The sequence below is a fragment of the Stenotrophomonas sp. C9D9 genome, assembly GCF_056491205.1.
On record NZ_JBSZIF010000003.1, the window covers coordinates 335,852 to 362,216 of the forward strand.

At 64.8% G+C, this 26,365-nt stretch carries 38 protein-coding genes and 1 pseudogene; 26 read left to right on the forward strand and 13 right to left on the reverse strand.

Going from position 1 to position 26,365, the window contains the following annotated elements:
* Positions 1–22 precede the first annotated feature (22 nt).
* Complete coding sequence (locus tag ACXI0D_RS03445) at positions 23–325, reverse strand: TFIIB-type zinc ribbon-containing protein (RefSeq protein WP_119006650.1); 303 nt, start codon at positions 323–325, stop codon at positions 23–25.
* Positions 326–474: 149 nt separating this feature from the next.
* Between ACXI0D_RS03445 and ACXI0D_RS03450 the strand changes: the two genes are divergently transcribed.
* Both ACXI0D_RS03450 and ACXI0D_RS03455 read left to right on the forward strand, forming a co-directional pair.
* Positions 475–1,242: a CPBP family glutamic-type intramembrane protease gene (locus ACXI0D_RS03450; RefSeq protein ID WP_119006651.1), complete on the forward strand. Its 768-nt coding sequence runs from the start codon at positions 475–477 to the stop codon at positions 1,240–1,242.
* A 94-nt stretch (positions 1,243–1,336) separates the two neighbouring features.
* Positions 1,337–1,762, forward strand: a complete 426-nt coding sequence (locus ACXI0D_RS03455) for a response regulator (RefSeq protein WP_006385818.1) — start codon at positions 1,337–1,339, stop codon at positions 1,760–1,762.
* Between the two features lie 37 nt (positions 1,763–1,799).
* On the opposite strand, the gene ACXI0D_RS03460 is transcribed toward ACXI0D_RS03455, so the two are convergent.
* From ACXI0D_RS03460 to ACXI0D_RS03490, 7 genes are all read right to left on the reverse strand, one after another.
* Complete coding sequence (locus tag ACXI0D_RS03460; RefSeq protein WP_119006652.1) at positions 1,800–2,738, reverse strand: alpha/beta hydrolase; 939 nt, start codon at positions 2,736–2,738, stop codon at positions 1,800–1,802.
* 84 nt (positions 2,739–2,822) lie between these two features.
* Complete coding sequence (locus ACXI0D_RS03465; RefSeq protein WP_479642306.1) at positions 2,823–3,686, reverse strand: alpha/beta hydrolase; 864 nt, start codon at positions 3,684–3,686, stop codon at positions 2,823–2,825.
* Positions 3,687–3,735: 49 nt separating this feature from the next.
* Positions 3,736–4,200 (reverse strand): hypothetical protein, encoded by a 465-nt coding sequence (locus tag ACXI0D_RS03470; protein ID WP_049443439.1) that lies wholly within the window; start codon positions 4,198–4,200, stop codon positions 3,736–3,738.
* Between the two features lie 3 nt (positions 4,201–4,203).
* On the reverse strand, positions 4,204–4,740 hold the full coding sequence (locus tag ACXI0D_RS03475) for a glycoside hydrolase family protein (RefSeq protein WP_119006654.1): 537 nt from the start codon (positions 4,738–4,740) through the stop codon (positions 4,204–4,206).
* Positions 4,737–4,934 carry a hypothetical protein gene (locus ACXI0D_RS03480; RefSeq protein WP_014038210.1) on the reverse strand — a complete coding sequence of 66 codons (198 nt, stop codon included), beginning with the start codon at positions 4,932–4,934 and terminating at the stop codon, positions 4,737–4,739. The genes ACXI0D_RS03475 and ACXI0D_RS03480 overlap by 4 nt, the downstream gene beginning before the upstream one ends.
* A 125-nt stretch (positions 4,935–5,059) precedes the next feature.
* Positions 5,060–5,488, reverse strand: a complete 429-nt coding sequence (locus ACXI0D_RS03485) for a hypothetical protein (protein WP_014038211.1) — start codon at positions 5,486–5,488, stop codon at positions 5,060–5,062.
* Entirely contained in the window at positions 5,478–5,738 is a 261-nt protein-coding gene (locus tag ACXI0D_RS03490) for a helix-turn-helix domain-containing protein (protein ID WP_049443441.1), read from the reverse strand. The genes ACXI0D_RS03485 and ACXI0D_RS03490 overlap by 11 nt, the downstream gene beginning before the upstream one ends.
* 85 nt (positions 5,739–5,823) lie before the next feature.
* Here ACXI0D_RS03490 and ACXI0D_RS03495 point away from each other — a divergent pair, with 85 nt between their 5' ends.
* Both ACXI0D_RS03495 and ACXI0D_RS03500 read left to right on the forward strand, forming a co-directional pair.
* Positions 5,824–6,330 (forward strand): hypothetical protein, encoded by a 507-nt coding sequence (locus ACXI0D_RS03495; protein WP_014038213.1) that lies wholly within the window; start codon positions 5,824–5,826, stop codon positions 6,328–6,330.
* A gap of 88 nt (positions 6,331–6,418) precedes the next feature.
* Positions 6,419–6,652 carry a hypothetical protein gene (locus ACXI0D_RS03500; protein WP_032958956.1) on the forward strand — a complete coding sequence of 78 codons (234 nt, stop codon included), beginning with the start codon at positions 6,419–6,421 and terminating at the stop codon, positions 6,650–6,652.
* A gap of 513 nt (positions 6,653–7,165) precedes the next feature.
* On the opposite strand, the gene ACXI0D_RS03505 is transcribed toward ACXI0D_RS03500, so the two are convergent.
* The gene (locus ACXI0D_RS03505) at positions 7,166–7,666 is read right to left on the reverse strand and encodes a hypothetical protein (RefSeq protein ID WP_119006655.1); all 501 of its coding nucleotides are present in this window, start codon (positions 7,664–7,666) and stop codon (positions 7,166–7,168) included.
* 110 nt (positions 7,667–7,776) lie between these two features.
* Here ACXI0D_RS03505 and ACXI0D_RS03510 point away from each other — a divergent pair, with 110 nt between their 5' ends.
* The 4 genes from ACXI0D_RS03510 to ACXI0D_RS03525 all read left to right on the forward strand — a co-directional run bounded on the left by ACXI0D_RS03510 (position 7,777) and on the right by ACXI0D_RS03525 (position 10,836).
* Complete coding sequence (locus ACXI0D_RS03510) at positions 7,777–8,442, forward strand: SOS response-associated peptidase (RefSeq protein ID WP_119006656.1); 666 nt, start codon at positions 7,777–7,779, stop codon at positions 8,440–8,442.
* Positions 8,443–9,267: 825 nt separating this feature from the next.
* Positions 9,268–9,777, forward strand: a complete 510-nt coding sequence (locus ACXI0D_RS03515) for a hypothetical protein (RefSeq protein WP_479642307.1) — start codon at positions 9,268–9,270, stop codon at positions 9,775–9,777.
* Between the two features lie 31 nt (positions 9,778–9,808).
* Positions 9,809–10,225, forward strand: coding sequence for a hypothetical protein (locus ACXI0D_RS03520; protein WP_479642308.1), 417 nt, complete (start codon positions 9,809–9,811; stop codon positions 10,223–10,225).
* Positions 10,222–10,836: a hypothetical protein gene (locus ACXI0D_RS03525; protein ID WP_479642309.1), complete on the forward strand. Its 615-nt coding sequence runs from the start codon at positions 10,222–10,224 to the stop codon at positions 10,834–10,836. Before ACXI0D_RS03520 ends, ACXI0D_RS03525 begins: the two co-directional genes overlap by 4 nt.
* 45 nt (positions 10,837–10,881) lie before the next feature.
* Here the strand turns inward: ACXI0D_RS03525 and ACXI0D_RS03530 are convergent, their stop codons facing one another.
* Genes ACXI0D_RS03530 through ACXI0D_RS03545 form a run of 4 tightly spaced genes read right to left on the reverse strand, consistent with a single transcriptional unit; the run spans position 10,882 to position 14,522 of the window.
* Positions 10,882–11,583 carry a DNA-methyltransferase gene (locus ACXI0D_RS03530; protein ID WP_032975090.1) on the reverse strand — a complete coding sequence of 234 codons (702 nt, stop codon included), beginning with the start codon at positions 11,581–11,583 and terminating at the stop codon, positions 10,882–10,884.
* A complete protein-coding gene (locus tag ACXI0D_RS03535; RefSeq protein WP_081794528.1) occupies positions 11,501–11,755 on the reverse strand; it encodes a Com family DNA-binding transcriptional regulator in 255 nt (84 codons plus the stop codon). Before ACXI0D_RS03535 ends, ACXI0D_RS03530 begins: the two co-directional genes overlap by 83 nt.
* The gene (locus ACXI0D_RS03540) at positions 11,755–12,765 is read right to left on the reverse strand and encodes a phage portal protein (RefSeq protein WP_032975091.1); all 1,011 of its coding nucleotides are present in this window, start codon (positions 12,763–12,765) and stop codon (positions 11,755–11,757) included. Before ACXI0D_RS03540 ends, ACXI0D_RS03535 begins: the two co-directional genes overlap by 1 nt.
* Positions 12,765–14,522, reverse strand: coding sequence for a terminase ATPase subunit family protein (locus ACXI0D_RS03545; RefSeq protein WP_200867495.1), 1,758 nt, complete (start codon positions 14,520–14,522; stop codon positions 12,765–12,767). The genes ACXI0D_RS03540 and ACXI0D_RS03545 overlap by 1 nt, the downstream gene beginning before the upstream one ends.
* Positions 14,523–14,676: 154 nt before the next feature.
* Here ACXI0D_RS03545 and ACXI0D_RS03550 point away from each other — a divergent pair, with 154 nt between their 5' ends.
* The 18 genes and pseudogenes from ACXI0D_RS03550 to ACXI0D_RS03635 all read left to right on the forward strand — a co-directional run bounded on the left by ACXI0D_RS03550 (position 14,677) and on the right by ACXI0D_RS03635 (position 26,310).
* On the forward strand, positions 14,677–15,546 hold the full coding sequence (locus ACXI0D_RS03550; protein WP_479642310.1) for a GPO family capsid scaffolding protein: 870 nt from the start codon (positions 14,677–14,679) through the stop codon (positions 15,544–15,546).
* Positions 15,547–15,579: 33 nt separating this feature from the next.
* Positions 15,580–16,602 (forward strand): phage major capsid protein, P2 family, encoded by a 1,023-nt coding sequence (locus ACXI0D_RS03555; RefSeq protein ID WP_479642311.1) that lies wholly within the window; start codon positions 15,580–15,582, stop codon positions 16,600–16,602.
* Between the two features lie 4 nt (positions 16,603–16,606).
* Positions 16,607–17,314: a phage terminase small subunit gene (gene gpM, locus ACXI0D_RS03560; protein ID WP_032975095.1), complete on the forward strand. Its 708-nt coding sequence runs from the start codon at positions 16,607–16,609 to the stop codon at positions 17,312–17,314.
* Between the two features lie 103 nt (positions 17,315–17,417).
* Positions 17,418–17,885 (forward strand): head completion/stabilization protein, encoded by a 468-nt coding sequence (locus ACXI0D_RS03565; protein ID WP_032975096.1) that lies wholly within the window; start codon positions 17,418–17,420, stop codon positions 17,883–17,885.
* Complete coding sequence (locus tag ACXI0D_RS03570) at positions 17,885–18,100, forward strand: tail protein X (protein ID WP_032975097.1); 216 nt, start codon at positions 17,885–17,887, stop codon at positions 18,098–18,100. Before ACXI0D_RS03565 ends, ACXI0D_RS03570 begins: the two co-directional genes overlap by 1 nt.
* Position 18,101: 1 nt before the next feature.
* Positions 18,102–18,458 (forward strand): putative holin, encoded by a 357-nt coding sequence (locus ACXI0D_RS03575; protein ID WP_032975098.1) that lies wholly within the window; start codon positions 18,102–18,104, stop codon positions 18,456–18,458.
* Entirely contained in the window at positions 18,451–18,726 is a 276-nt protein-coding gene (locus tag ACXI0D_RS03580; protein ID WP_479642312.1) for a phage holin family protein, read from the forward strand. Before ACXI0D_RS03575 ends, ACXI0D_RS03580 begins: the two co-directional genes overlap by 8 nt.
* The gene (locus tag ACXI0D_RS03585) at positions 18,726–19,361 is read left to right on the forward strand and encodes a glycoside hydrolase family 19 protein (protein ID WP_479642313.1); all 636 of its coding nucleotides are present in this window, start codon (positions 18,726–18,728) and stop codon (positions 19,359–19,361) included. Before ACXI0D_RS03580 ends, ACXI0D_RS03585 begins: the two co-directional genes overlap by 1 nt.
* 20 nt (positions 19,362–19,381) lie before the next feature.
* On the forward strand, positions 19,382–19,864 hold the full coding sequence (locus ACXI0D_RS03590; protein ID WP_191077448.1) for a hypothetical protein: 483 nt from the start codon (positions 19,382–19,384) through the stop codon (positions 19,862–19,864).
* Positions 19,857–20,348 (forward strand): phage tail protein, encoded by a 492-nt coding sequence (locus ACXI0D_RS03595; protein ID WP_119006666.1) that lies wholly within the window; start codon positions 19,857–19,859, stop codon positions 20,346–20,348. Before ACXI0D_RS03590 ends, ACXI0D_RS03595 begins: the two co-directional genes overlap by 8 nt.
* Complete coding sequence (locus ACXI0D_RS03600) at positions 20,341–20,808, forward strand: phage virion morphogenesis protein (protein ID WP_191077428.1); 468 nt, start codon at positions 20,341–20,343, stop codon at positions 20,806–20,808. The genes ACXI0D_RS03595 and ACXI0D_RS03600 overlap by 8 nt, the downstream gene beginning before the upstream one ends.
* An 81-nt stretch (positions 20,809–20,889) precedes the next feature.
* Positions 20,890–21,780 (forward strand): baseplate assembly protein, encoded by an 891-nt coding sequence (locus tag ACXI0D_RS03605; protein WP_479642314.1) that lies wholly within the window; start codon positions 20,890–20,892, stop codon positions 21,778–21,780.
* Positions 21,773–22,522: pseudogene (locus tag ACXI0D_RS03610) on the forward strand (phage head spike fiber domain-containing protein); the annotation flags it as partial. The gene ACXI0D_RS03605 and the pseudogene ACXI0D_RS03610, both read left to right, overlap by 8 nt.
* Before the next feature lie 111 nt (positions 22,523–22,633).
* On the forward strand, positions 22,634–23,188 hold the full coding sequence (locus tag ACXI0D_RS03615; protein ID WP_032975207.1) for a phage tail protein I: 555 nt from the start codon (positions 22,634–22,636) through the stop codon (positions 23,186–23,188).
* Positions 23,185–24,639: a phage tail protein gene (locus ACXI0D_RS03620; RefSeq protein WP_479642315.1), complete on the forward strand. Its 1,455-nt coding sequence runs from the start codon at positions 23,185–23,187 to the stop codon at positions 24,637–24,639. Before ACXI0D_RS03615 ends, ACXI0D_RS03620 begins: the two co-directional genes overlap by 4 nt.
* Before the next feature lie 9 nt (positions 24,640–24,648).
* Complete coding sequence (locus tag ACXI0D_RS03625) at positions 24,649–25,263, forward strand: hypothetical protein (protein ID WP_191077431.1); 615 nt, start codon at positions 24,649–24,651, stop codon at positions 25,261–25,263.
* A 5-nt stretch (positions 25,264–25,268) separates the two neighbouring features.
* Positions 25,269–25,838, forward strand: coding sequence for a phage baseplate assembly protein V (locus ACXI0D_RS03630; protein WP_479642316.1), 570 nt, complete (start codon positions 25,269–25,271; stop codon positions 25,836–25,838).
* Positions 25,839–25,845: 7 nt separating this feature from the next.
* Positions 25,846–26,310 carry a hypothetical protein gene (locus ACXI0D_RS03635; protein ID WP_032975106.1) on the forward strand — a complete coding sequence of 155 codons (465 nt, stop codon included), beginning with the start codon at positions 25,846–25,848 and terminating at the stop codon, positions 26,308–26,310.
* Positions 26,311–26,365 lie beyond the last annotated feature (55 nt).

Here is a 26,365-nt window from a genome sequence, read left to right on the forward strand (position 1 = left end):
GAGCCATGCTCGACGCTACAAATTAGAAATCGAACAGCTCCGACAGGAAGCTGTCCTTCTTCTTTTTCTTGTAACCGTGGCCACGGTTGTCCTCGTAGCGCTGGCCGAGGTGGCGGGTATCACGGTGCATCACCGGTGGCGGCGCGGATGCTGGCTGAGCCTGCACGGGCGCTGGCGGCGGCACGGCCGTACCTGCACGTTCGATGATCTTGTCCAGCTCGCCACGATCCAGCCATACGCCTCGGCAGCCCGGGCAGTAGTCAATCTCGATGCCGTGGCGTTCGGCCATCTGCAGGGTCTGGGTCTTGCACACGGGGCACAGCATCGGCGTCGCTCCTGTCGGTCTGGCCTCGACTGTACCTGCGTGGTGATGACTGTGCGGCAACGCATGACCGAAGGCACAGGGACTTCCGGCGCGTGCCCGCCTGCATGCCGCGCAGCACACTGCGGCCTCACCCCGCAGGAAGTACGTACATGACTGTGCTGTCCCGCCTGCCCACTGCGGCGCGCCTGGTGCTGGTGCTGTCCGGCGTCGCCCTGGGCCTGAACCTGCGCGACATCGCCGCAGCCGCAGGGACTCCGATTCCTGCCCTGCCCATGCCCTACGGCGGCAGCCTGCTGGACAACGCACTGGCCGTGCTGGTGGCACTGCTGCTGGCCGTGCTGCTGCGGCCCCGTGGCATGGGTCTGTTGGCCAGCCTCGGGCTGTGCGGCAACGGCTGGGCCGGACCGTTGTGGGTGCTGCTGGCCAGCCTGCCCTGCTGGCTGGGACTGGCGCTGCTCGGTACTCCGAACACGGCGCTGACCGCGCTGGATGCCACGATGCTGGCCGTGCTGTTCCCGCTGGCTGAGGAAGTGCTGTTCCGTGGCCTGGGCTTCGTGCTGCTGGTGAAGATCGTGCGCGGTCCGTGGCCGCTGCTCGCGCTGCCGCAGGCACTGCTGTTCGGCATGGTGCATTGGCTCGGCTTCGGCGGGTTCGACGGCGGCGGCATCGCACTGTTCATTGGCGCGGTGATCGCGCTGGGCGGCTTCATCTTCGCCTGGCTCGACCACTTCGACGGCGACACCCTGTGGTGCGGCCTGGTCCTGCATGTTTCGATGAACCTCGCCTGGAACGTGTTCAGCCTCGACGACGCCGTCGCACTGGGTTGGCAGGCCACCAGCCTGCGCATCGGCACCGCGCTGCTGGCGGTCGCGGTACTGGCCTGGCACGTGCGACGTCGGCGCCAGACACGCCTGTAACGCCCACTTAGCCTGCCGTGCACGCCGGGCTCACTACCGGCTTGCGCATACTTGCGCGCCTTTTGCTCCCCCTGTTGTCCGGAGTTGCCGCGTCATGTTGCTGTCCAAGCGCTTTGTGGAACCACGCGTCCTGCTGATCGAGGACGCCGAGGAAACCCAGGAACTCAGTCGCCTCGCCCTGGAAAGCCAGGCCTGCCAGGTCACCGCTGTCAGCAGCGCCGAGGCCGCGCTGGGCCTGCTCAACGCCGGTGAACCGTTCGACCTGCTGTTCACCGACGTCTGCCTGGGCGGCATCAGCGGCATCGAAACCGCCAACCGCGTGCGCGAGCACCTGCCGCAGCTGCCGATCCTGGTCACCTCTGGCATGGACCAGCACCGCGTGCTGCCGCAGCTGCGCGCCGGCATCCACTTTCTGCCCAAACCGTACAGCATGAGCGAACTGCTCGATGCCATCCGCCTGTGCTTCCGCCATGCAGCGGATGCCACGTTGATGCCGCCGCCGCAGGCCAGCGCGGCCTGAGGCAATCATCCACGCATGGCGTGGATTGAACCTGCGATCAACCGCTGCTGTACGGCCCCGTGCCCGGGAACACCTTCAACAGCGCGCGGGTGATCATGTCCGGGTACACCGTGAAGTGGTCCTCGTCGTCGATCACCATGTTGTCCACCGTCAGCGAGCGGCCACTGCCGCGCAGCTGCTCGGCGAACTCGGCGTTGTGCCGCAGCATGTCGTTGCGGGTGAAATAGCGCGGCTCCGGCTTGACCGTTTCAAAGCTGCCGATCGACAGCATCACCGTGGTCGACTGCGTGGGCGCCTTGGCCTCGGCCTGCAGGCGCGGCACAAGGTGGTTGTCGAACCACAGCGACGGGCTGGACAGGATGTAGGTACGGAACATGTCCGGACGCGTGGTCAGCACGTAGGCACCGAACAGGCCGCCATAGGAATGACCGGCATAGGCACGCCGTGCCGGATCGGTGCGGTAGCGCGCATCGATCATCGGCAGCACGCGCTCAGCGAGGAAGTCGCGGTAATGTGCGGCACCGCCGTAACTGACGTCATCGCTGTAGTCACGCGGATCGGTACGCGCTGGGTCGCTGGGCGTGTAATCCCGCGAGCGGCTCTGCTTGGACGTCAGGCCTTCCTGCGGCGGCAGCCCGACCAGGATGAAATCCTCGATGTTGACGCCCTTCTGCCCGACCATGTTGCGCACGCTGCGCACCAGCGGGAAGCTGTACAGCGCATCGGTCACGTACAGCACCGGATAGTGCTTTTCCGGATGTGCGGCGTAGTCGGCCGGCAACGCCACCCAGATCGGGTAATCGCGGCCGACCGGATCGTGCACGCGCAGCGCCTCGGTATCCGGCAGCACCACGCCCGGCGCGGCGGTGGCCGCGCTTTCCTTCGCTTCCTTCTGGGTTGCTGGTGGCGCCACCGACATCGCACAACCACTCACGGCCAGGCAGGCCGCCACACTCCATCCACGCACACGCTGCATCCACACTCTCCCGTTGCGGGCGACGCACCCGGGTGGCGTCGCTACCGCATCCTCACACGTCGCGCGGCGCCGCGCCACGCGCGGTCAGGGCGAGGCCGGCGGCGGCGCCGGAAAAAGGGTGCGCAGCGCCTGCAATGCGGCCGGGTGGTAGATCGTCGCGTGGGTTTCCTCCGGCAGCGGCAGGTACTTCACCAGCGGCGACGGCGAAGCCTGCTGCAGCAGCGCAGCCAGTCGTGCCGTGGAGGCGGCCAGTTCCGGCTGCCCGCTGCTGGCCAGGAACACGTGCGGCTGTGCACGCGTCACCGCCGGTAGCTGCTTGGCCGCCCCGGCCAGCATCGCGCCACGGTTCCACCACAGGCTGGGGTCCAGCGCGATATAGCTGTTGAACAGCGTCGGCTCCTGCAGCAACGTCTCGACCACGAACAGGCCAGCCAGCGACTCACCGATCAGCGCGCGCTCGTCGGTGGTCGGGTAGCGCTGGCGTACCTGCGGCATCAGTTCATCGCGCAGGAAGCTGCGGTAGGCCGCCGAGCCACCGATGCGCGGCGCGATCTTCTGGTCCTGCGGGTCGCTGCTGGGGCCGGTCATGTCGCGGCGGCGCTCGGTGTTCTCGATGCCGACCAGCAGGAACGGACGCATGCTGCCGTTGCCGGTCAGCACCTGCACCAGCCCTGCCACATGCAGGAAGTCCTCGCCGATACCGCCATCGGCCATATACAGCACCGGCAGCGGCGCCTTCGGATCCAGGCCCCAGGGCTGCGGTCGATAGACATTGATACGGCGGGTTTCGCCCATCGCCTTCGACTCGATGGTGAAGGTCTCGCCGATCACCAACGGTGCCGCCGCCGTGACCGGGTCCGGCGACGTCGCCTGCGCGGCGGGTACAGCAGCAATACATGGCCCGGCGGTGGCCAGCAGGACCAAGGCGGACAAAACAACGACGCGCATGCGAACTTCCATTTTCGAGAGAACGGCCAGCATAACTGCACCGGTGTCCTCAACGGCGATCCAGCTCGATCACGGCCTGGCACGCGCGGAGCTGGTCGTCGGCATCGCGTCCGATTCGAACAAGCGCTGCCGCAACCTCTGCTCGTAACTGGGCGCCCGCATCACGTTCGCCGGTGCGGGCGGCGGCTTCGGACAGACGGCCGGTGTGGCACGCGGCAAGGTCGTCGCGCAGGCGGAGAGTGCCAGCACGCAGGGCAGCCACCACGTCGGCATCCACCGCCGCCGCGCGCTCACGATCATGTTCATGTTGTTCCCCCAGTGAGGCCATCGCCTCGCTCCGTTCTTCCTGATCCCGGCGCAACCGTTGCTCGGACTGCACCGCGCCGGCGTGACGTGCCGCATCGGCCCGCGCCATCGCCAGATCACTGCGATCACCGCGCCAACGCCAGCCGGCCACGAACATCAGCAGCGACCACAGCAGCAGCGACGCCACCATCATCAGCATGCGCGGCATGGGTCACTGCTCCGACAGGCAACGTGCATGGCGCTGCTGCTGGCGCTCCCACACCCCCCAGCACACGGTGTTGGGCCGACCATCGATGCGGGCCGAACAGTCGTAGCCCCCTGCCCGCTTCCACAGCAGCAACGCATCGCAGGCCTGGCGATACTCACCCTGCAGCAGATGCCGGCGCATCGACGACGTGCGCCAGTTGCCGATGCCGTACTGGTAGAGGAAGTCGACATAGACGTCGTACTCGCCCTGGCTGAGCGCCACGCCGGGTAGCGACGCGCGGAACTGCCCTTCCTCCCTGGCCAGATGGGCCTGCACGGTATGCAGCGCACGTACCGGCGTGGTGCGGTCGCCCATTCTCACCGGAGTGCCATCCTCGCGAACGGTCGAGCCGAAGCCATAGGTTGGACGGTCATTGCGCGTCGGTACCACTGCGGCGTCGGTGTATCCCTCGCGGTCAACGATGGCGATCAGGCCCGCAGCACTCAGCGCAAGCGCGGCGACCAGGCTGCGCACCGGCAATGTACTGCTGGGCCGGCTCATTCGCGCTCCCTGCGGCGCCATTCGCGCAGCCAGCGCCAACCCAGATAGGCAATCTGCGCCGCCAGGTAGATGATGGTGAGGACCACGACCAGGCGGTCCAGGGTGATGCCGGCTGCAAGCGCACCGGCGACGGTGACCGGCGGCGCCGACTTGATGGCCGCCGCGCCGGCCGTACTGATGATTTCTTCTTTCATGATGGGTCCTGGAAGGAATGCAGGCCGCGTCGCATCGACATGGCCCGAAGAGATGCCCGCCCCGCTGCCGGCTCGGCACGAGGGTTGTTCCGGTCGGGAGGCGGGCGAAAGATCGGATCCGCCGCTCATGCGGCCTGGGCGATACCCTCCATCCAGCCGCGCACGCGCTGGAAGCCAAGTTCGACCAGGTTGAGGTAATGCCGGTTGGATACCGGTCGCTGCCCGCTGTTGGCCAGCAGCAGATTCGCCGTTTCGAATCGTTCGACCTTGCGTCGGCCACGGCCGCAGTAGTAGCCGCGCAGCGCACAGGCCATCGCCACGTTGTCACGCGCGACCGCCGTGATGATGTCTTCGATCTGCTGCGCCAGCTGATCGGTTTCCAGAGGCTTGTAGCCCTGGGCCCGCCCCGGCATGTCACCACGATGCTCGATCAGCACCGCCAGCAGGTTGCGCGACTGGAAGCCGAGGTATTCGCAGTCGCGATGCAGCGCATATTCGCCGCCCCAGTGCTCCAGGCGGCTGCGGACATACTCACCGAACGTATCAAGCTGCATGGGGGGCTTCTCCTTTGAGGGACGACGGGGCCGGACCGAACACATCCGGGCGCAGGGTTTCGCGGCGCACGGCGCCTGCCGTGGCCAGCTCGATGCGCCGGCACAGTCGCGCGCCGGGCAGCTTGTGGCCGCGGGCGATCATGTAGAGGGTCCGCAGCGCGCAACCGGTCTGGTGGGCCAGGCGGCGCATGACGGGGCAGCTGGGGGTGCCGTAGCCCCCTTGGGAGATGGCGTAGTCGATGAGGTTCATGGCCCACACATTACCGTCAAGGTAATGAGTAGTCAATACCGTTTTGGTCATTTGCTGGATTGGTAATGCAGCGCACCATCTACAGATGGACGCCAGTACCGCTCGCACCCTCAACATGCGCCTACGCGTGGCCGCCGCCGGCGGCCCGGCCGAATGGGCCCGCCTGTTCGGTGGCACCCGCTGGGCGCAGCCCCAGGTCAGCCAGTGGATTTCCGAGAGCAACCCGAAGAGCATCGGCCATCGTCTTGCGCGCGACCTTGAATCAGTGATGCAGCTTCCGCATGGAACGCTGGATCGCGTCGATCAGGACGGGGACGTGTCGCTTCAGTCTCAATCTACGGGACTGGATTTCGCGAAAATGAGCGCTGCGGTCAAGGTGCTTTCGCACTACCTGGAGCTGGTCGGCGATCCACCGGAATGGATCTACGATCCCGTGCTGCTGGAGACCGCATTCATGGTCGTGGACGAGTTCGGTCAGCCCTCTGCGCCGGACAATGTGCTCGACCTGACGAAGCTTCTGGCAAGACGGATCAGGGAGGCAAAGGATGACTCACACGCGACTCGAGGAGCTCGCACAGCGGTTGGCCGCTAGGACCCAGGAACTGCGCGGCGAGCGCACCCCGGCCCCTGCACTGCGGGTGGTGGCGGGAGACGCACATGTGGTTCGCGGGGAGAGGCGCATGGACGCGATCATGCGCGAGTGGCATTGCCGCATGATCCGCAACGTACGCCGGCGCTGGGGCGAGCCCATGCAGCATGTGATCGACCAGGCCTGTTGCGGTGTGGTCAACATCGAGCAGCTTGCCGACGACGCACTGATCCAGTTGCACAAGGACATGGAGCGCGCGGAGGAGTGCATCCGGGAGGGTATTTCCTTCCACGACGCCGGGCTGTTGCGCGCGCATTACGGCTGACGGCGGCCCTGACCGGCCGGCAACGGCCGGCTTGGGCCACGCATTCATTACCAAAAGTTACCTAAACATTACCATTTAGGCGCAAAGATTGACGCAGACGACATGGCGCCAGCAGTGATGGGAGCGCGCGCAAAGCGCCTCTTTCCCGCGACTGCCGACCTGATGGCGCACGCTGCCAGCGGGTAGGTACCCGGGAGCCTATGGCACCTGCAGCACCGTGTCGTTGCTGCGGCACTTCCGCGCATTGCAGACGTGCTTTCGAGGGGCAATAAAAAAGGCGCCCCATGGGCGCCTTGATCATCACTGCAATGGTGGGCCGTGAAGGATTCGAACCTTCGACCAAAAGATTAAAAGGCATCACGTTTACGCTTTGAAATCAACGATATGGCGCCTTCAATTTTTCCGGCGCCGCGTCGTGAAACGCCTGCCATGCATAGTGAGCGTGAGGCATTTTTCCGGTCATCGAGCGTCGGATCGCGCCTCAATCCTGGTCTACACGCTGGCTAGGGTGCATCAGACCCCGCGCCGTAGATCCCGCAGCGCTGCGGTCACTCGCGCCTTTTGCGGGTCCCTCGCCCTTGGCTTCGTCGCCGCCGGCGGACGGATTGGATCAAGCGCTGCCTTAACTCGCTCCAGCTCCCTCGTCCCCGCCTCGGCCAAGCGGCGGGCCTGTTGCTGCTGCTCGCGGGTCGGCGGCAGCCCAGGCATCGGTGGCGGCGGCTGGATCGGGGTGCTGTCGGTCAGACGGGCAACGGCCTCACACAGAGGCAGGTCGGGGTAGAGCCTGGCGGCGCACCAGCGCTCGGCGTAGCGCTTCGCCTGCCGGACGTTGGCCGCGCGTACTTCCTTCACGTGCCACATCTTCCGGCCTTCCATCCACAGGCGCACTCCGGGGCGACCGTCAGGGGTAACGCTGGCCGTCTCCCGGCCGTTGTACCAAAGCGCCCACCGCTCGTCCGTCTGGACCCAGCCAGAGGGGATCAGGGCGGTGCGGAAGCCATGGGAGGACTGCATGGCCGGAAGAATACGGCCGGCGGTCGCAAAGGCTGCGACAAGGGATCGTTCACCGGCTGAACCGTTCGGGATCACACGCCGGGCACGGCCGGGCGGACTACGCTTCGGCCATGTGTGGCCGATTCGTCCAGCTCCCCGTTGTCGACTTTGGCCAGCCCGGCCTGGCTGACCTTGCCCCCGGCCTGGCTGAGATCCAGCCCAGCTACAACCTGGCGCCGACGCAGCGCGCCTCGATCATCCTGGACCGTGGCGAAGGTCGGCAGGTCACCCGGCTGGCCTGGGGTCTGCTGCCGTTCTGGGCGAAGGCCAAGGGCCTGCAGGGCTCGACCATCAATGCCCGGATCGAGACGGTGGCCACCAAGCCAGCCTTCCGGTCGGCGTTCAAGAAGCGCCGATGCGTGATCCCCATGGCCGGCTACTACGAGTGGTCAGTGAGCCCCGAGGACGGCAAGAAAGACCCGTGGTTCATCCACGCAACCGGGACGCTGCTGGCCGCCGGCCTGTGGGAGGACGCCAGCCCCCTGCTGCCCGAGGGGAACCTGGGCACCTTCACCATCATCACCGGCGACAGCAGCGGCGTGTCGGCAGACATCCACGACCGCATGCCCGTCTGGTTGCAGGCCGGCCAGATCGATGAGTGGATGGCCGCCAGCGCGGACGATGCCATGGCGATGCTGCTAGCCAGCGAGACGCCGGCAATGGAGGCCTATCGCGTCAGCAGGGCAGTGAACACCCCTCGCAACAACACCCAGCAGCTGCTGCTGCAGGTCGCCTGACGCCGGGGCGGCATGCGCCGGGCACAAGCGGCGGCAGAGCGGCAGCATGGGGGTGTGGGTAGACCCTCCCCCCCTTTATAAGGCAATTTTCGATGTGCCCACGGCAAAAGGGTAATTCAGGTAACCACCCTCGGGAACTGCTCGCAAATTCCTTATATTTCAGATAGATAGAATACTTTTCATAAGGTAATAATAGGGTAACCTTTGAGTAACCACGTTACCTTTCGAGAGGGTAACCAACGGGCCAAAAATAGTCCTTTCAAATCAATCACATAACCTTTCCTGGCTTTAGAAATTACCCAGAATTACCCCCTGAGGTAACCCCGAAAAGCCTTGCGGCAGTAGGGCCATCGGCGTTCGCCGCCGCTTGGGTTACCCGATTACCCGGTTCCGATGGGCACATCGAGAAACGGCCAGACGTTGAGCCACGCCGTCAGGCGCCCTGGGAGCGCCTACAAAGGGCCGTTCCGCGCAGGGTTCCGCAGGGCCGACCGAAGGCTATAAACGCCCCGTGCAGCCATAGCGGGCGGGGCTTGGCCGGTTGTGCAGGGCATGCAGAAAAAGCACCCCATGAAGTGCGCAGGCGTGGCGGGGAGACGAGTGCGCGCGCGGGGCGCGGGATCGCACAAACCGTACGCATCTCAGTCCAACGGTATGCTCTGCCCCAAGCCATCCTTCACCTTCGGGCCTTTGCGTTGGGGTTGGGGTTGGGGTTGGGCATTGACATCAAGCTCTTTCCCTGAACGGATCGCCAAGCTCCGCTACAATCGGTCCGCCAGCGCGCTAAGGCGTTCCCGGCGCCCCTAAGACATTTCAAGGAAAGGAATGGGCACCATCCTCAGAAGCCTTCAACTCAAGAAGCTTGTCGCCATCGACGGTGACCGTTACCCCGCCATCGCTCCTCTCGAGGTCCACAAACATTTGCGGAAGGCGCTAAATGCCGCAAAAACTGTCGGCGATAGGCACTGTCCAGTGGTTGCCAAGGTGAACCCCGGCAAGACGTGCGTCTTTCTCGAGCCCTCCAAGAAGGCTGGCGACAGCCTTTTGTTCCACGCCTTCATCTATACGGCCGGTAAGACACCGGACCAAGTAGTGCAGGACTTTGGCGCGGCGAGCGCAGATATCACGGCAGAGCAGATCAAGACAGAGGATGGCGATCCCGTCGAGATCGTGGATCGAGTGGCCTGCCTGGTGTATGGCGAAAGCCTGATCATCGAGAACGCCCGTGTTTACGGCTCTCTTCATCTCGTTCTGACGGCCATCCGCGAACTGATCCGCCCGGCATGCCGTTGCGAACTATCCGAGACTTGTCGCCGAGGATGTACCCGCCCGTGACTTCAAGACGCTCGCCAAGCTTCATCGAGGGGTGAAGAGTGTGACCGCTCGCGTAAAGGGTGATTTCAACCCCGAACCGGCCTCCTTTGGCGCCACCCTGGAATCGATGTTCACCAACGCTGGGGTGAACAAGTTCAAGCAGATCACTGCAACTGTCGAAGCCGAAAAGAACGGCGAACTTGATGTTGACACCGTTCTGGATTGGGTCGACGAGAGCGAAGGCGGCACGGGACTATCCGGCATCTCTGTCACCTTCAACGATAAGACCGGGCTGGCGGATCTCGACAGCTACCGAGAGAAGGTTCAGGTAGAAATTCAGGAAGTTCGCCCTGGCGTACCCGCAGTCACAGAAATTGAGACGGAGATGGTTAAATATCTCAATGAACTTGCCACCGCCGCTGACGTTAAGGCACGGCTGATAGACTCAAAGGGTGTCTTCCTCCAATGACTATGCAGAACGGGCGTCTCGCTATGCCTCTCTTCGATAAGTTTCTGCCCGATGATCTGCTTGCAGCGGTCAGGACCATCAAGAGTGCTGCGAGTGAGGCAGCGCCGTCCCCAGGTGTCTGGATTCGCTATGCGATTTTCTATGGTGTCGTTTTTGCCCTAGGCGTCCTTGCAGGCCACCTCCTGCAGCACTTTGGAGTCATGAGTAGTGCATCTGCCGATGGTTGGAAAATGGCGACCACCCTCTTAACTATCGTGACCGGCTTTATGATCACCACCATGCTGTTTACCGGAAAAGTGGAAGCAGCCAAGAGCCTAAATTCCATCCAGATCGAACGTTTCACCAAGAAGAGTAATCACCTTCTTTTCTCGCAGTGGATTACGTTGATCAATCACATTGCAAGTTTGCTGGGTGTTGCAGCCATACTCGCCCTCGGTGATGCTCAACCAGAGATCTCGTACTGGCTGGTCTGCGGCGTTGTTGGCCTATTCTTTCTATCATTTCTCAGATCGATGCTGATACCCGTTCAGATAATTGAACTGCATCGCTTTGTGCATGCAGCACTAGTACGTGAGAAGCAAGAAGAAGAAGGCAACAAAACGATCACTTGAACAAGTAAGAAAGCCGCCCTAGGGCGGCTTTTTTGTTTGCGCCGATTACTCAGAAGGCAACCTACGCTCAGCTACACCGAAGTAGTGCTCTGTCATTTCAATCCCCGTCCAGCTGTAGCCCTCCTGATCCGCCGCGACCAACGTGGTTCCTGAGCCAGCGAACGGGTCGAGGATTCGGCCGCCCTCCTCGCAGATGCGCACAAGCTGTCGCATCAGGTCCGTGGGCTTGCCAGTCATGTGATGCTTATCGGCCTTGCGCACGCTCTCGCGGATCACACCTGGCAATACCGGGGCGCGCCGGCCCAGCGGCATGTTGCCCTTGCTGCCCCACACCACGTACTCGGCCTGGTTGCGGAAGCGCCCCAGCTGGGGACGAACCCCTTCCGTCTTGTCCCACACCGCCACACCGCGCCAGGTGAAGCCGGCACACTGCAGCGCATCGGTGGTGAGCGGCAACTGGCGCCAGTCCGTGAACAGCAATACCGGTGCACCGTCCTTCAACACGCGGCTGCACTGGGCCAGCCACAGCCGCATCCATGCCAGGTGCGACCGCTGGTCGCGCTCGTCTCCAACAAAGTCGTCATGCAAGCCGCTGCGTACGTACTTGCTCGATGGCGCCTGCTGCCGGGAGGCGGCATGCACACCGCCGCTGGCATAGGGCGGATCAGTGATGAGGGCGTCGAAGCTCGCCGCCGGCAGGGTCGGCAGGACGGTCAGCGCATCGCCGTGGATCAGTTGGTTCTTCATGGGTAGAGCCTTCTTCGTGGTGTCGCTCGCGGCGATCCATGGAGAGGCTCGTGGCCTTCATATGATTCAGGCACCCGCAGCGTGGGCACTTCATTTGTAGGTCATGCGGTCCAGCAGCTTTCGCCAGCAGGCGGGCACAGTCGCCGCACCGCAGATTCACGCGCGCATCCATCAGGCGGCCGCTCCCAGCTCAAATGGATCGAACCGGATCACCTCTTGGCCCAGCCACTCGTTGATGGCCGTCATGCGCGTCTGCAGCGGCGCCAGCTCCATCGCAGCCCACACCATCGCGGCTTCGCGGATCGAGCCGAACCCGCCACTGTTCTGCGGCACGATCCCCAGCAGTTGCGGCGGCGTGCGCAACGACGCGAGCATGTCGTCACGCGTGACGCTCTTAATGCCAGTGAATTCGTCCTTGGCCGCCACTTCGCTGACCGGGATCAGCTTCAACCCATCCTTGCTGCCGCCCGGCGAATGGACGAACAGATTGCGGAAGTTGCCGGGGCCACGGGACTGCCGCAGCGCCTCGCGAAGATTGTCCACGTCACCGCTCTCGGGCTGACTGTCGGTCAGGTACAGGATGAAACCGGCGTGCGAGCCGTTGTTGTAGTACTTGCGGCGGAACAGCGTCGCCGATTCGTTGAGCAGCGCGGACTGAACCGCCGGCATCCATTCCGGCAGGCCGTACACCTCCTGATCCACATCGGCCTCACGCAGCTGGAACACCTCGCCTGCGGCGAATTCATGTTCGATCCTGCCCGCGCGAACCTGAAAGAACTCGCCCTGCTCTACCCCGCGCCGCATGTACTGAGCGAGCGGGACCGCCAGGCTGTACGCCACACCTGACAGGGCACGGCGGCGCTCCACATAGGCCATCCCAAAAGTGGTGTAGTCCAGAGCCAGCTGCGCGAATGCTTCACGACTGAGCAGCCGATGCGGGCGATAGGTGCGCACCAGCATGTTGCGCTTGAAGGTCAATCCGCTATGCAGATACGGATTCGCCCGCGTAGTGCGCGACAGACCATGCAAATCCACCGGGGGCTCGTAGAAGCGGCCATTGCGCCAGCATTCCAGGTAGTCGAGGATTCCGCGCTGGTCGAGGACCGGGGTAGGGTCGCCAAACGTGAATGCCTCGATGTTGGTCAGGGGGGGCGCAACCGCGCCCTGGTCGATGTCTGCCATTAGAAAATCTCCATGGAGCCGCGAGCGACGCTACCGCCTTCCAGCGGCTCGTTCTGCAGCGCGTGCATGAGTGCCCACGCCAGATCGGCGTGGCCTGTGGTGCGCGAACGACCGGCGGTGTAGGTCACCTGCCGCCCGCTGGGGGTAAGCGTCTTCTGAATTGCCAAGAGCGATTGGGTCAGATCGGTCCACCCGGCGTCGTACTGCAGGCGCTCGTTCTTGATGACATCGAACGCCTTCAACACCAGCCGGGTCTTGACCTCGGGGGAGTAGCTGAACGTGGTCACGCCGGGGAAGAATTGGCGTACCAACTGCGCCACGCCGGTGCCCATGCCGGTGGCATCGATGCCGATATAGGTCACCCAATAGCGCTGGGTGATCTGACGGATAAACGCGGCCTGGGCGGCGAAATCCATGCCCTTGAACTGATGGCGCTCCAGAATGCGGAACGTGCCACCGGGAACGAGCGGAGGTGCAACCACCACGATGCCCGCGCTGTCGCCTGTTTCGGCCGGGTCATACCCGATCCACACCGGGCGATCCCCATAGGGCCGAATCGCCAAGGGGCGGAAGTCGTCCGACCATTCCACCCAGCTGTCGACCTGGCACGGCTGCAGCATGGTGAGGGGGAAGATACTGGCGCTATCGTCCACGAACTCGCACATGAGCAGATTGGCGAATTCATCGGCACTGTAGTCGCGGCGTAGCTCTTCGATGTCGAACAAGTCGCAACCGCGGCCGGCAGCATCCAGCACGGTCACGATCTGGCGCCACATGGCGTCCTCGCATCGACGTCCCCCCATCAACCGCGCATGGCTCACGTCCAGCTGGATCTGCTGGGACACCGGGCGGCCCTTGTTGAAGCGCTCACCGGTCCAGAAATCGAACGCTTCGTGGGCCATCGTGGAGGGCGTACTGAAGTAGGTTTTGCGCCACTTCTTGTGCATCGCCATGCCGCTGGCGACCTTGTTCAGCTGGTTGAAGCCATGGGTCCAGAAGAATTCATCGAAGTAGAAATTGCCGTGGTAGCCCTGCGCGGTGCGTGCGTTGGTTCCGAGGAAGAACAGCTCTGCACCATTTGCCAAGGTGATCGGATCGCCGGTCAGGTCGCGGTCCAGCACCTCGCGCACGAAGCCACGCATGTAGCCAAGGAAGATGTGAGCCTGGCTCTTGGAGGCACTGAGAAAAATCTGATTGCGGCCGGTGGTCAGCGCATCTATCAGCGCCTCGCGGGCGAAGTAGTAGGTCGCGCCGATCTGGCGGGACTTGAGGATGATGCGCGTACGTTCGTTGCCGGCGCGGAGCCAATCGCGTTGATAGTCGAAGCACCCATCCACAAACGCCGTCTGCAGACGCTCGACCTCTTCTTCGCTGAACTCGTTCTTGCGGGCCTTCTTCTTTGGCTTGGCATTGCGGTTGGCGACAGCCGGATTCAGGTCGCCCTCGTTGCCGCCGCCTTGGTATCGCTGGATGCGTGCCTGTCGTTCCAGCTGGCGATGCAGAAGATCAATCTCTTTGAAGTCACCGCCCGTCTTCCCTTCCTTGTGGATGAGAATGGCAAGGCGTGCTTCCAGCGCACCACCGATGCGCTCGACCGTGTCGGCGCGATCCCACTCGTCGCGCGTTTTCCAGCTGTGAACGGTCTTCTCTTTCTCGCCGATCAGCGAAGCGATATCGCACACGCGCCAGCCCATCCAGTACAGAAACTTGGCTTGGCGGCGTGGATCTACGTGGAGTTGTTCGGCTACGCTGGTCACCTGAACAGGTTGCCGCGCCACTCGCGCGCGCGACATGGAAAGGCCACGTAGTTCGGCGCGTTACACGCGGACCGCGTTGCTGCGCATTCGCCCTCAATCGACCATGGGTCATCGCATCGAAAACCGATGCGCACCGACACCAGCAGAGGGCGATATGGCCAACAAGACCGACAATAAGAAGCTGCGTTCGAAGTTTTTCCGCGTAGCCGTCGAAGGCGCAACCACCGATGGCCGCGTGATCGAGCGCCAGCACATCGCAGACATGGCCGCTTCCTACGACCCGCAGCTGTATGGCGCCCGCATCTGGGTGGAGCATCTGCGCAGCCTGATGCCCGATGGCCCGTTCAAGGCATACGGTGACGTCCTGGCCGTGAAGGCCGAGGAAGTCGACGTGGGCGGCGTCAAGAAGCTGGCCCTGTTCGCGCAGATCGAACCGACCCCGGCGCTGGTGGCGATGGTCAACAACGACAAGCAGAAGCTCTACACCAGTATCGAGATTGCCCCGAAGTTCGCCGACACCGGCAAGGCATACCTGCAGGGCCTGGCAGTCACCGACACCCCGGCAAGCCTGGGGACCGAAATGCTCGCCTTCGCGGCACAGCATCCGGACGCAAACCCGCTGGCCGGTCGCAAGATCGATGCCGACAACCTGTTCACTGCCGCCGAAGAAGCGCAGATCACCTTCGATGAAATCGAGCAACCGGCACCGCGCAAGAACCGCCTGGCTGTACTGCTCTCGGGCATGGGCCTGATCGCCAAGCCCCCGGCCGCACCCGAGCCGAAGGAGGACGATGCGGATGTCGCCAAATTCGGTCAGCAGCTGCTCGAAACCTTCGCCGAGCAGGATGTCCGCCTCGAAAAGCTTGCGGCCGAGAACCAGAATCTGTCCGCCAAGGTGCAGGCCCTCGCCGGTCAGGTTTCATCCATCCGCGAGACGCTCGACAGCACGCCCCAAACCTTCGCGCAGCGCCCGCCGGTCGCTGGCCCCGGCGGCAGTAAGGCCGGCGACGCCACCGACTGCTGACCCCCAACGGCCCCCTACTCACGGAGCAACGCAATGCGTACCGAAACCCGCACCCATTTCAGCCAGTTCACCCGCCGAGTTGCCGAACTGAACAACGTCGAGACCGCCAGCCTGGCGTTCTCGGTTGAACCGTCCGTGCAGCAGACCATGGAGCAGCGCATCCAGCAGAGCAGCGCGTTCCTGTCGGCGATCAATATGCCCGGCGTCATCGACCTCAAGGGCGAGAAGATCGGCGTAGGCGTCAACGGCACCATCGCCGGCCGCACCGACACCAGCGGCAACGCCGAGCGTACGCCGGCCGATGTGACCGCACTGGACAGCTTCGGCTACGAGTGCGTGCAGACCGACTACGACACGGCGATCCCCTACGCACGCCTTGACGCCTGGGCGCGTCAGCCAAACTTCCAGACCTTCCTGCGCGATTCGATCATCCAGCGCCAGGCGCTGGACCGCATCATGATCGGCTTCAACGGCACCAGCATCGCCAAGACCACCAACCGCGCAACCAATGCGCTGCTGCAGGACGTCAACAAGGGCTGGCTGCAGAAGTACCGCGAGCATGCCGCCAAGCGCGTCATGGCGAAGGGCAAGACCGATGGCGTCTTGCAGATAGGCGGTAGCGACAAGGCGAAGCAGGACTATGCGAACCTCGATTCGCTGGTGATGGACGTGGTGTCCTCGCTGATCGACCCGTGGCACCAGCAGGACCCGGGCCTTGTCGTGGTTCTGGGCCGCGACCTCGTGTTCGACAAGTATTTCCCGATCATCGACAAGGACAACGCGCCCACCGAACAGCTGGCCGCTGACCTGGTGCTGGGCACCAAGCGCATCGGCGGCCTGAAGCCGGTCATCGTGCCTTTCATGCCGTCCAACGCGCTGATGGTCACCTCGCTGGACAACCTGTCGCTGTACTGGCAGATCGGCGGTCGCCGCCGCTACATTCAGGAGCAGCCGCAGAAGAACCGCATCGCGAACTTCGAATCGTCCAACGACGACTACGTGGTCGAGGACTACGGCCGTGGCGCGGTGGTCGAGAACATCAAGGTCGGGGACTAAGCCAATGGCCGATAGCCCCGCCAAGCGCCACCTGCAGCGCGTCGCCGCCGAGGAAGCGGCGGCGCGCTCGGCCGGCAGCGCCCTGATGGAAGGCACCACCGAATACCAGCAGATGCAGCTGCAGCTCGCCCACGACCGTGCCCGCCTGAAACAGATCCAGTCCACGCAGGCCAAGGCGGCGCTCAAGGTCGCGCTGCTGCCGACCTACGGCCCTTACGTTGAAGGCGTGCTTGCCGCCAATCAGGGCGGTGCTGACCTGGTGGTGTCCACCGTCATGCTCTGGAGTCTGGACGCGGGCGAGTATGCCCAAGGGCTGGATCTGGCCGAGTACGTCCTGGCCCATGGCCTGCCGATGCCGGATGAGTTCAGCCGAACGGCTGGGTGCGTGGTTGCCGAAGAAATCGGCGTGGCCGCGCTCAATGCCCAGAAGACCGGCGCTGAGTTCGATCCGGCGGTGCTGACCCGTGCGATGGAACTGACCGAGGGCCAGGATATGCCCGATCAGGTCCGCGCCCGGCTGCTGCTGGCTCGCGCACGCGGCCTGCTTGCAACCGGCACCGAGGCGGCGCCGTTGGATGCTGAGGCTATGTCCACGGCGATTGATGATCTGCGCCGGGCCATCCAGCTGCACGACAGCTGCGGCGGCAAGGAAGACCTCAAGCGCGCCGAGCGCCTGCTGAAGAAGATCGAGGGTAATCAGTCCGACGACTGACCCTCACACCGAGCGTACCCCGCGACCCCGCCGGCTCGGGGCCGATCACCAGCATCTCTCCCTGGTGTGACGCCCCGACCACCGGCGACCTATCGAGGCAACCATGAGCAGCTTCACCGCCAACACGTCACCTGTCGCCAAGCAGCAGCCTGTCACTGCCGGGCCGTTCTGGCCGGAGATCGACGTCGGCGTGCTGCGAGAGTCGGTGCGCGTCGCAGGCGATGTCCCTGCGCCGCGTATGCGGGCCACGGTGGTCATGGCGGTTATGTCCGTCACGCGGGAACTGGAACAGTGGCAGGCGGCCAAGGTGGCCGCCGGTTACGCCACCCTGGGCGATGTGCCGGCACAGGAGGTCGACGGCACATCACGCCTGGTCCAGCTGTATCTGCGCGCCGTGTACTGCGCCACGGCAGTGGAACTGCACGAACGCTACCGCTCCTATGACGCTACGGGCCAGGGCAACCAGCGTGCAGACGATCTGGCGCCCACGATCGATGAGATCCGCCGCGACCTACGCAACGCGATCAGCGACCTGCTGGGCACCCGGCGCGTCACAGTCGAGTTGATCTGATGCGCGTTCATGCCCAGCAAGGCGACACCATCGACCAGCTGTGCTGGCGTCACCTGGGCGCCACGGCGGGCATGACCGAACAGGTGTTCGCGCTGAATCCCGGCCTGTCCTTGCACGGGCCAATCCTTCCGATGGGGACGCCGGTAACGCTGCCGGCCCTCCCCCCATCCCATTTGATCGCCACCGAGCGACCGCTGATCCAGCTCTGGGACTGAAATGACCGAACCAACCTCCCTCACCGGCACCGTAATGGTCGCCACCGGCCTCGGCCTGGCCTCTCTGGTGCCCGGCATCGACGGCGATGCCCTGATTGGCGCCTTTGCCGGGGGCACGTTGTTCGTCGTCTCGGCCAAGGATCTGCCCATCTGGAAGCGCCTTGTGTACCTGATCGTCAGCGTGATCGCCGGATACTACGGCGCCGGCGAGGTACTGCGCTGGGTGCCGCTGCAGTCCACCGGCATGGCCGCCTTCGCCGCCGCAGCCTGCGGCATCACCGTCACGCTCGGCCTGATTGAGCGCGGCCGAACCTTCGACCTGTCCCGTATCCGGCGCGGAGGGCCACCCAGTGCATAACCTGCTTGTCGTCGCCACCCTGGTCAGCAGTCTCGCCATCTGCGTGCTGCTGATTACCTACCGGCCGGGGCCTGATGCCCGGCACCGCGTTGGGGTGTCGTGCTGTGCGTGGCTGCTGATCGCCTGTACCGGCGGCCTTGCCATCAACGTTGCATTGTTTGGCGCAGCCGCACACGTCAGCGTATGGCAGCTGGGCCTGTTGCTTGTCCTACTGTTGGTGACCTACCGCGCCCGAGGCAACGTGGCGCGCATTCTGAGGGTCGAGTAGTGGTCACCGCCGAGCAACTGAGTCAGATCATGCAATGCCCGCTGCCGCGTGCGCAGCGTTGGGTGCCCGCGCTGAACGCGGCCATGGTGCGTTTCAGCATCACCACCAAGCGCCGTGCCGCGCACTTCCTCGCGCAGATCGGCCACGAAAGCCTGAGCCTGTCGCGGGTCGAAGAGAACCTCAGCTACAGCCGCAAGCGCCTGCCGGAAGTATTCGGCAAGCGCATCGCCGCCACCGAGCTCGACGCATTCGTCCACCAGCCGGAGAAGCTTGGCAACCGCGTGTATGCCGGCCGCAACGGCAACGGCAACGAGGCCAGCGGCGATGGCTACCTCTATCGTGGCCGCTGCCCCGTGCAGATCACCGGACGCGGCAACTACCGGCACATCGGCCAGCTGATCGGCCAGCCGCTGGAACAGCAGCCGCAGCTGCTGCTGGATGTGGAAGTGGGCGCCGCAGCCGCTGCCGCGTACTGGAAGGACGCCGGCCTGAACACTATCGCCGATGGCGGCGACGTGCTGGCGGTCAGCCGCCGCGTCAACCTCGGCTCGGTCACGTCCAAGGCCACGCCCGAAGGCATGGCCGACCGGATCAGCCGCACCAATCGCGCCTTGCAAGTCCTGGGGGCTGCGTGATCTCCCGACGCCTGGCGGCGATCCTGGCCGCGTTGCTGGTGATCGTGCTGCTGCTGGGCGTTGCGGTCGCGCTGGTGCAGCAGCGACGCATTGATGGCATTGGCCGTCAACGCGACAACGCCGAGGCCGAGCGTGATGCGGCCAAACAGGAGCGCGATGCGCTCAGCGGCGACGCCAAAGTCGTCACGCGCTACGTCGACCGCGTGCAGTACGTACGCGAAGCCGGCGCCACCATCGTCAAAGAGGTTCCCGTCTATGTCACGCCCGAAGCTGATCGCGCTTGCCTTGTGCCTGCTGGCTTTGTCCGCGTGCACGACGCAGCCGCCGAAAACCGCCCCCTGGCCGGACCTGCCGGAGATCCTGATGCGCCCGCCGCCGGCACTGCGCTCTCTACCGTCGCCAGCACCGTCACCGACAACTACACCACCTGCCACGCCATCCGCGAGCAGTTGATCGGCCTCCAGGACGCGGTGCGCCAGCGGCAGGCGTCCGGCCGTGATTAAGCCGGACTCGCTGCGCACGCACCTGCTGGCGGCCGTCCCCGGTCTGCAGGAAAGCGCCGAGCGTCTGCTGGTGTTCGTGGAGGATGGAAAGCTGCAAAGCAGCTACCAGCCCGGCCTGTCGTTCCAGTACCAATACACGCTGGCCCTGATCCTCACCGACTACGCCGGCAGCCCCGATTCGCTGATGCTGCCGGTGCTGCAGTGGCTAACCCGGCACCAGCCGGAACTGCTCGCCAATCCGGCCCGGCGCGACGATATAGGTTTCGATGTCGACGTACTCGCCGACAACCTGGTCGACGTCGCGCTCAAGCTGCCGCTGACCGAGCGCGTTGTGGTGACGCCGCAGCCCGATGGTTCGTTCCTGCTCACCCACGTGGGCGAACCCGCCACCGAGGACTATCACGCCGCGTCGCTGGCCGGCGGCCAGGTGGTCGACGCTGAGGGCGCGCTGGTCGCCTGCCTGCCTGGCATTCCCCTTGTCTGAGGATCTGCGCGCCTTGGAGCAGTGGGTAGAACCCCTGCTGGCGCGCCTGCAGCCCGCTGAGCGCGTCCGCCTTGCCCGCCGCGTAGGTACGCAGCTGCGACGCGCCGAGCAGCGCCGTATCGCTGCACAGCGCAATCCTGACGGCAGTGCCTACGCACCCCGTCGCAAGCCCTCTCCGGCCCGGCAGAAGGCGGGTCGCATCAAACGCGCGGCCATGTTCGCCAAGCTGCGCCAGGCCAAGCATCTGCGCGTGCGCGCTGATGCGCAGCAGGTATCGGTGGGCTTCGTCGGCCGCGTCTCCCGCATCGCAACCGTTCATCAGGAAGGCCGAACAGATAGCGTCATCCGCGGCGGCCCGCGCGTGCGCTACGAGCAGCGCCGCCTGCTGGGCTTCTCCGACAGCAGCCTCGCCCTGGTACGCGACGCGATCATGGACCACCTCACCGCCGGAATGGCGTAGGCGTAGCGGTTACACACGCCGGGAATGGCTACGGGCATGGGGCGATGACAGCCTTGATACGCCCCTGCGCCTGGTGTCGCCATGTCCACCTTTACCGCTGTCGAATTGTCCAAGCTGCCCGTCCCGGACCTGACCGAACAGGTCAGCTTTGAGCAGTCCTACGCCGATCTGAAAGCCACCCTGTACCTGCTGGCGCCTGAGTACGCCACGCTGCTGGAATCGGACCCGATGAGCGTGCTGCTGCAGGTCTGCGCGTACCGCGAAGTCCACCTGCGGGAATCGTTCAACGTGCGCGGCAAAGGCAACATGTTGGCCTATGCCGGCGGCGCTGATCTGGACAACCTCGGCGCCTTCTTCGGCGTGGTGCGCCAACAGATCACGCCTGCCGATCCCAAGACCAATACCCCGGCTGTGATGGAGAGCGACGTCGAACTGCGGCGCCGCATCCAGCTCGCCCCGGAGGGCTACAGCGTCGCTGGCCCGGAGGGCGCCTACCTCTTCCATGCGTTGTCGGCAGATCCAGACGTGCTTGATGTGAGCGCAATGAGTCCCACCCCCGGCGAGGTGCTGGTGACGCTGCTCTCGCGCAGTGGTGATGGCGTTCCCTCGTCCGGCCTGGTCGAGCGCGTAGCCGCTGCTCTGATGGATGGCAACGTGCGCCCGCTGACTGACCTCGTCACTGTCCGGGCCGCCGAGATCATGCGCTACACCGTGAAGGCGGAGATCGTCACCTACGCCGGCCCGGATGCCGCCGTTGTGCTGGAAGAGGCGAACCGCCGGCTGCGCGCCTACGTGGATGAGTCGCACCGGCTGGGCCGTGACGTACCGCGCTCGGGCCTCTATGCCTCGCTGCATGTTGAGGGCGTTCAGCGGGTGAACCTGATCGAACCGGTGGATGACCTGTTCATCGCCAATCACCAAGCCGCGCACTGCACCTCCTTCGACATCGTGCACGTGGGTAACCATGAATAAGCGCATCACCAAGCGGCTGACCGATGAGCCAGTCGGGATCGGCGATGGCGCGCGCACTGTGTTCGCACCGACGTTCCTGGGCAAACCCACACGCCTTGCCACAGAGGTAACGTCGATCTATCGCCGCGACTGGCGTGGCCGGCAGCGGCTGTCGCGCGAGCCCCGCCACAACCTGCTGGCCGACTCCGACGTTCTGGCGGCCAAGGTCGGCAGAATTGGCACCACCGGCGCCTTCCCACCTGGCTGGTCCTTCCCACCCGGCCCGTTCGGCGGCTGGACCCGCGAAATTGTTGCTGTCGGAACGCTGGAGGACGGCACCCCCTACTTCGATCTGCGCCTGGCAGGCAAGAGCGTCGCATCCTACGTTCGATTCTTTGATGTGATCTTCCAGACCACACCAATTCCGGCTGCACGGGGCAGCATCTGGACGGTAAGCGTTGGTCTGCAGATCGTCGCCGGTGACCCGGAGGCAGGCTTCCGTGAGCCGCTGCGCCAACTGGTATTGGCTGAGTGCGATCGGAACGGTCAGTACCTGGTCAGCAGCACCAGCACCAAGCCCAATCCGGCCACGCTGCAGCGCCTTTCCGTCACCCGAAAGCTGAGCCACGAGGACGTGGCCGGCATCAAGTGCTACATCGGAATGGCAGTCGACCCGGATAGCAGCGTTGACGTGACGTTGCGCATATCCCAGCCGCAACTGGAACCCACCAGCGGCCCAACGCCGTACATTCCCACGCGCGGCGGCGCGCGTACCGTCACCGACTATGTGCTGGACGAGCGCAAGCAGATCCACCTGGGCGAGGCGCCGCCAATTGGGGCGACACTGGCGTGGGACGGCAGCGTCGGTGTTGACGTGGGCACCAGCCTGCTGCCGCCAAACGCCACCGCGTTGGAACGAACCGCCGAGGCGGTCACCGCGCGCAGCTTCGACATCGGCACAGTCGTCGGGCTGCTCTGGAACCCCGCCACCTGCCCCGAGAACCTGCTGCCATGGTTGGCATGGACGATGTCCGTGGACACATGGCGCAACAGCTGGCCGCTGGCGGTGAAGCGCGCCCGCGTCGCCAACTCGCTGATCGTGCAGCGCCGTAAGGGCACTGCGCGCAGCATCGCGGACGTGGTGGACAGCTTCGGTGGCGTGGTCGACATCACCGAGTGGTGGCAGACAACGCCACGCGGCACCCCACACACATTCGCGCTGACGCTGACCCTTGGCGGCCAGGACGGCGAAACCACCACCGCGCAGTACGTCGATGACGTCATTGCCGAGGTGAACTTCACCAAGCCGGTACGCAGCCACTTCACCTTCACCCAAGGCATCAACCTGGCCGGTCGCGTGGGCGTCATCGCGGCCACCCGAGCCGCTGTGTTTGTCCGCCTTCAAGCTACGGAAGCCACCACTCCATGACCGGCCTCAGATTCATCGTTACCCGCCGTGGCCGCGAGGCCATCGTCAACGCCGAGCAGAACGGCACCGCCCCGGTGCTGGCCCACTCTCTGGGCCTCACCGCCGAAGTGGTCGAGGCGCACCGCGAAATGCAATCACTGCCCGGTGAACACACCCGGCTGCAGTCGATCAGGGGAGGGGCCACGGCGCGGGACACGATCCACGTCACGGCCCGCGATGCCACCGATGCCACGTACTCGGTACGCGGCATCGGTCTGTACCTGGCCGATGGGACGCTGTTGGCGGTCTACGGCCAGCCGGCCGTGCTGGCGGAGAAGTCGACGCAGGCGGTTCTGCTGCTCGCCGCCGATATCCAGTTCGCCGACATCGCAGCCACCGATATCACCTTCGGCGACACCAACTTCGACCTCAACGTGGGCACCGAGGAAAAGGCCGGTGTGCTGGAGTTGGCCACCCCGACTGAAACAGCTACCGGCACCGACGCGACGCGCGCCGTCCATTCGAAAGGCCTGCGCGAACTGCTCGACGCGCGGTTCGGCCCTGGCGCGCCCACCGCGCTCGCCAAGAAGCTGATCGCTACCGCAACGGAAAGCGCTGTACGCCAGCTGTTGGGCCTGAAAGGAGCGTCGCTCAAAGACGATGGCGAGGGCAACGGCTTGGATGCTGACCTGCTGGACGGCAAGCACGGTGCACACTACCTCGCTTGGGAGAACCTCATCGGCGTGCCTGCCAGCGCCTACATGCCCGGCCAGGTGATTACCTTCGCCGGCAAGACCGCGCCCTCGGGCACGCTGGTGTGTGACGGTCGTGAACTGCTACGCACGGACTACCCACGCCTCTTCGCGGCCATCGGCACCACCTACGGCGGCAATGCCGAGGGAACCACGTTCAAGCTGCCCAAGGTCGATGAGGACAGCGGCGTCATCCATACCGGCGATCCTGCCAAGGTCGGCCAGAGCAGCGCCGGCTCAGTGATTGCGCACACACACAGCGCGAGCGCGAGCGCAGCCGGCGCTCATGCTCACTCTGCCGGTGCCGATGCGGTGGGCGATCACGCTCACGGCGCCTGGACGGATGGTCAGGGCCACCACGGCCATACGGGCGGCACCAACTGGGTCGGTGACCATCAGCATCTGGTCCCGTTCGCAGACGCCGGCATCGCCTATCCGTGGGGCGGCGACTACAACAACCATGCTGGTTCACGCGGCAATGTCGACTACGACAACCCTTGGCCGAACACCAGCCCTGCCGGCGGCCACTCTCATGCCTATTCAACCGATGGCAACGGCACGCACGCCCACAACATCGGCATGAATGGTGCCGGTAGCCACAGCCACACCATCAACGTTGCAGGCGTTGGCGATCACTCACACGCCATCACCGTGGGTAGCACCGGCTCGGCCCGCAACCTGCCCGCCGGCATCCGGATGCTGTTCTGCATCGCCTTCTGAGAGAGAACCATGCAACTGAAAACCGACCACGAAATCTATGGCCACTCGTTCGATGCGTTGACCGGTCTGTACGTACTGCCAATTCGGATCTACCCGGAAGCGGACGGCAGTTGCCCGCTTCCCAACAACACGGTTGATTTTCCGCCAGTGGAGCAGGCCGGCGCCCATCAGGCGTGGCGGATCAATGCTGAGCGCACGGCATGGGAGACGGTCGCCGACTTCCGGGGCGTGATGCTGTGGGACAAGAACACGGGCGTACCCGCGCCCAACCAACTCGCCTTGGGGGAACTGCCCCCGCCAAGCGTGACCATCCAGCGACCGCAGCCTATCGAGCCGGGCGAGCCGCTGGCGAACCGCTGGAACGATGCGCTCGATGCGTGGGAGCTGGTGCCCGACTACACCCAGACCCCGATCTGGGATAAGGCAACCGGCTTCTACCTGCCGCAGTTGGCCGTGGGCGAGCCGCTGCCGGCCACGGCGACTGCGCTGGCACCACCGCGCGACCACACCGGGCCGTGGCGCTACAGCGAGACTCAGGGCGGTTGGGAGAGCGTGCCGACGCCAGAGCCGATTGAACCCGCCCCGGTACCGCCGGAGTCCGCCACCGATCCTGCGGCGGGCTGACCGCCATGGCGCGCGGCGACATTCCAGCCGAGGTCAGCAACATGCTCCGCTGGGGCACGGTGATTGCCGTGCGCACCACAGCGCCAGCACGCGTCCGCGTCCAGACGGGCGAGATCCAAACCGACTGGATCGCCTGGCTGGAACGCAGGGCCGGGCCGAACGGCCGCACCTGGCACGCGCCAGGCAAAGGCGAGCAGGTGCTGCTGGCTTGCCCCGATGGGGACATCTCACAGGCGGTCATCATCGGCAGCACGTCACAGGACGCGTACCCGCAGCCGGCTAGCGGCGAGGACGTCGACCGCACAACCTATCCCGACGGGAGCGTTGTCGAGTTCAACCACGCAACCTCGACCCTGTCGGTCCATGCCGGCAAGGGCCAGGTCATCGTGAACTGCCAGCAGGCCGAGGTGCATGCGAGCGCGGCGGTGGTGCTGGATTCGCCCACGGTGCACGCCACCGGCAGCGTCATGGCGGATGGCAACGTGTCCGCCGGCACCGGCGCTACGGGCACCTTCACTACCGGCACGGGCCAGGTCGTGAGCGTGGAACGCGGCAGCGTCACCAACATCTACTGAGGCACCCATGAACCCACAAGGCTCCCTCCCCTTCAACGCCGAGACATTCGAGCGCTTGGCGGACCAGATCAACGCGGTGCAGTCCTGCGCCGAACTGCAGGCGCTCACTGACGAAGCCATGCAGTCGGCCAACGCGCTGCTCGCCGGCATCGGCGCGCAGATGGCGGCGTTACAGCCGATGATGGCGCTGCTCAGCCCGCCGGGCATCAATCCCGCTGAGATCGTGACGTGGATCAACGGCTTGATTAGCGCTGTCATTCAGCCCTACGTGAAGCCTATGCTGGTGCTTCCGCTGCAGATCGCCCAGATAACCGCGGCTATCGCCAAACTGCAGGCTGCGATTGATTCGGCCGCTTCGCGCATCGGCTCCTGCAGCATCGAGATGCCGTCCGTCACCGTCCCCGAGCTGCCCAAACTGCCAGAGGTCCCTGAGCTGCCGTCTGTAGAACCGCCGAATCTGTCCGGCTCGTAGCCCGCAGGTGTTTGCGTAGCTGATACACGCCAACGGGAGCGCCTTCGGCGAAGGC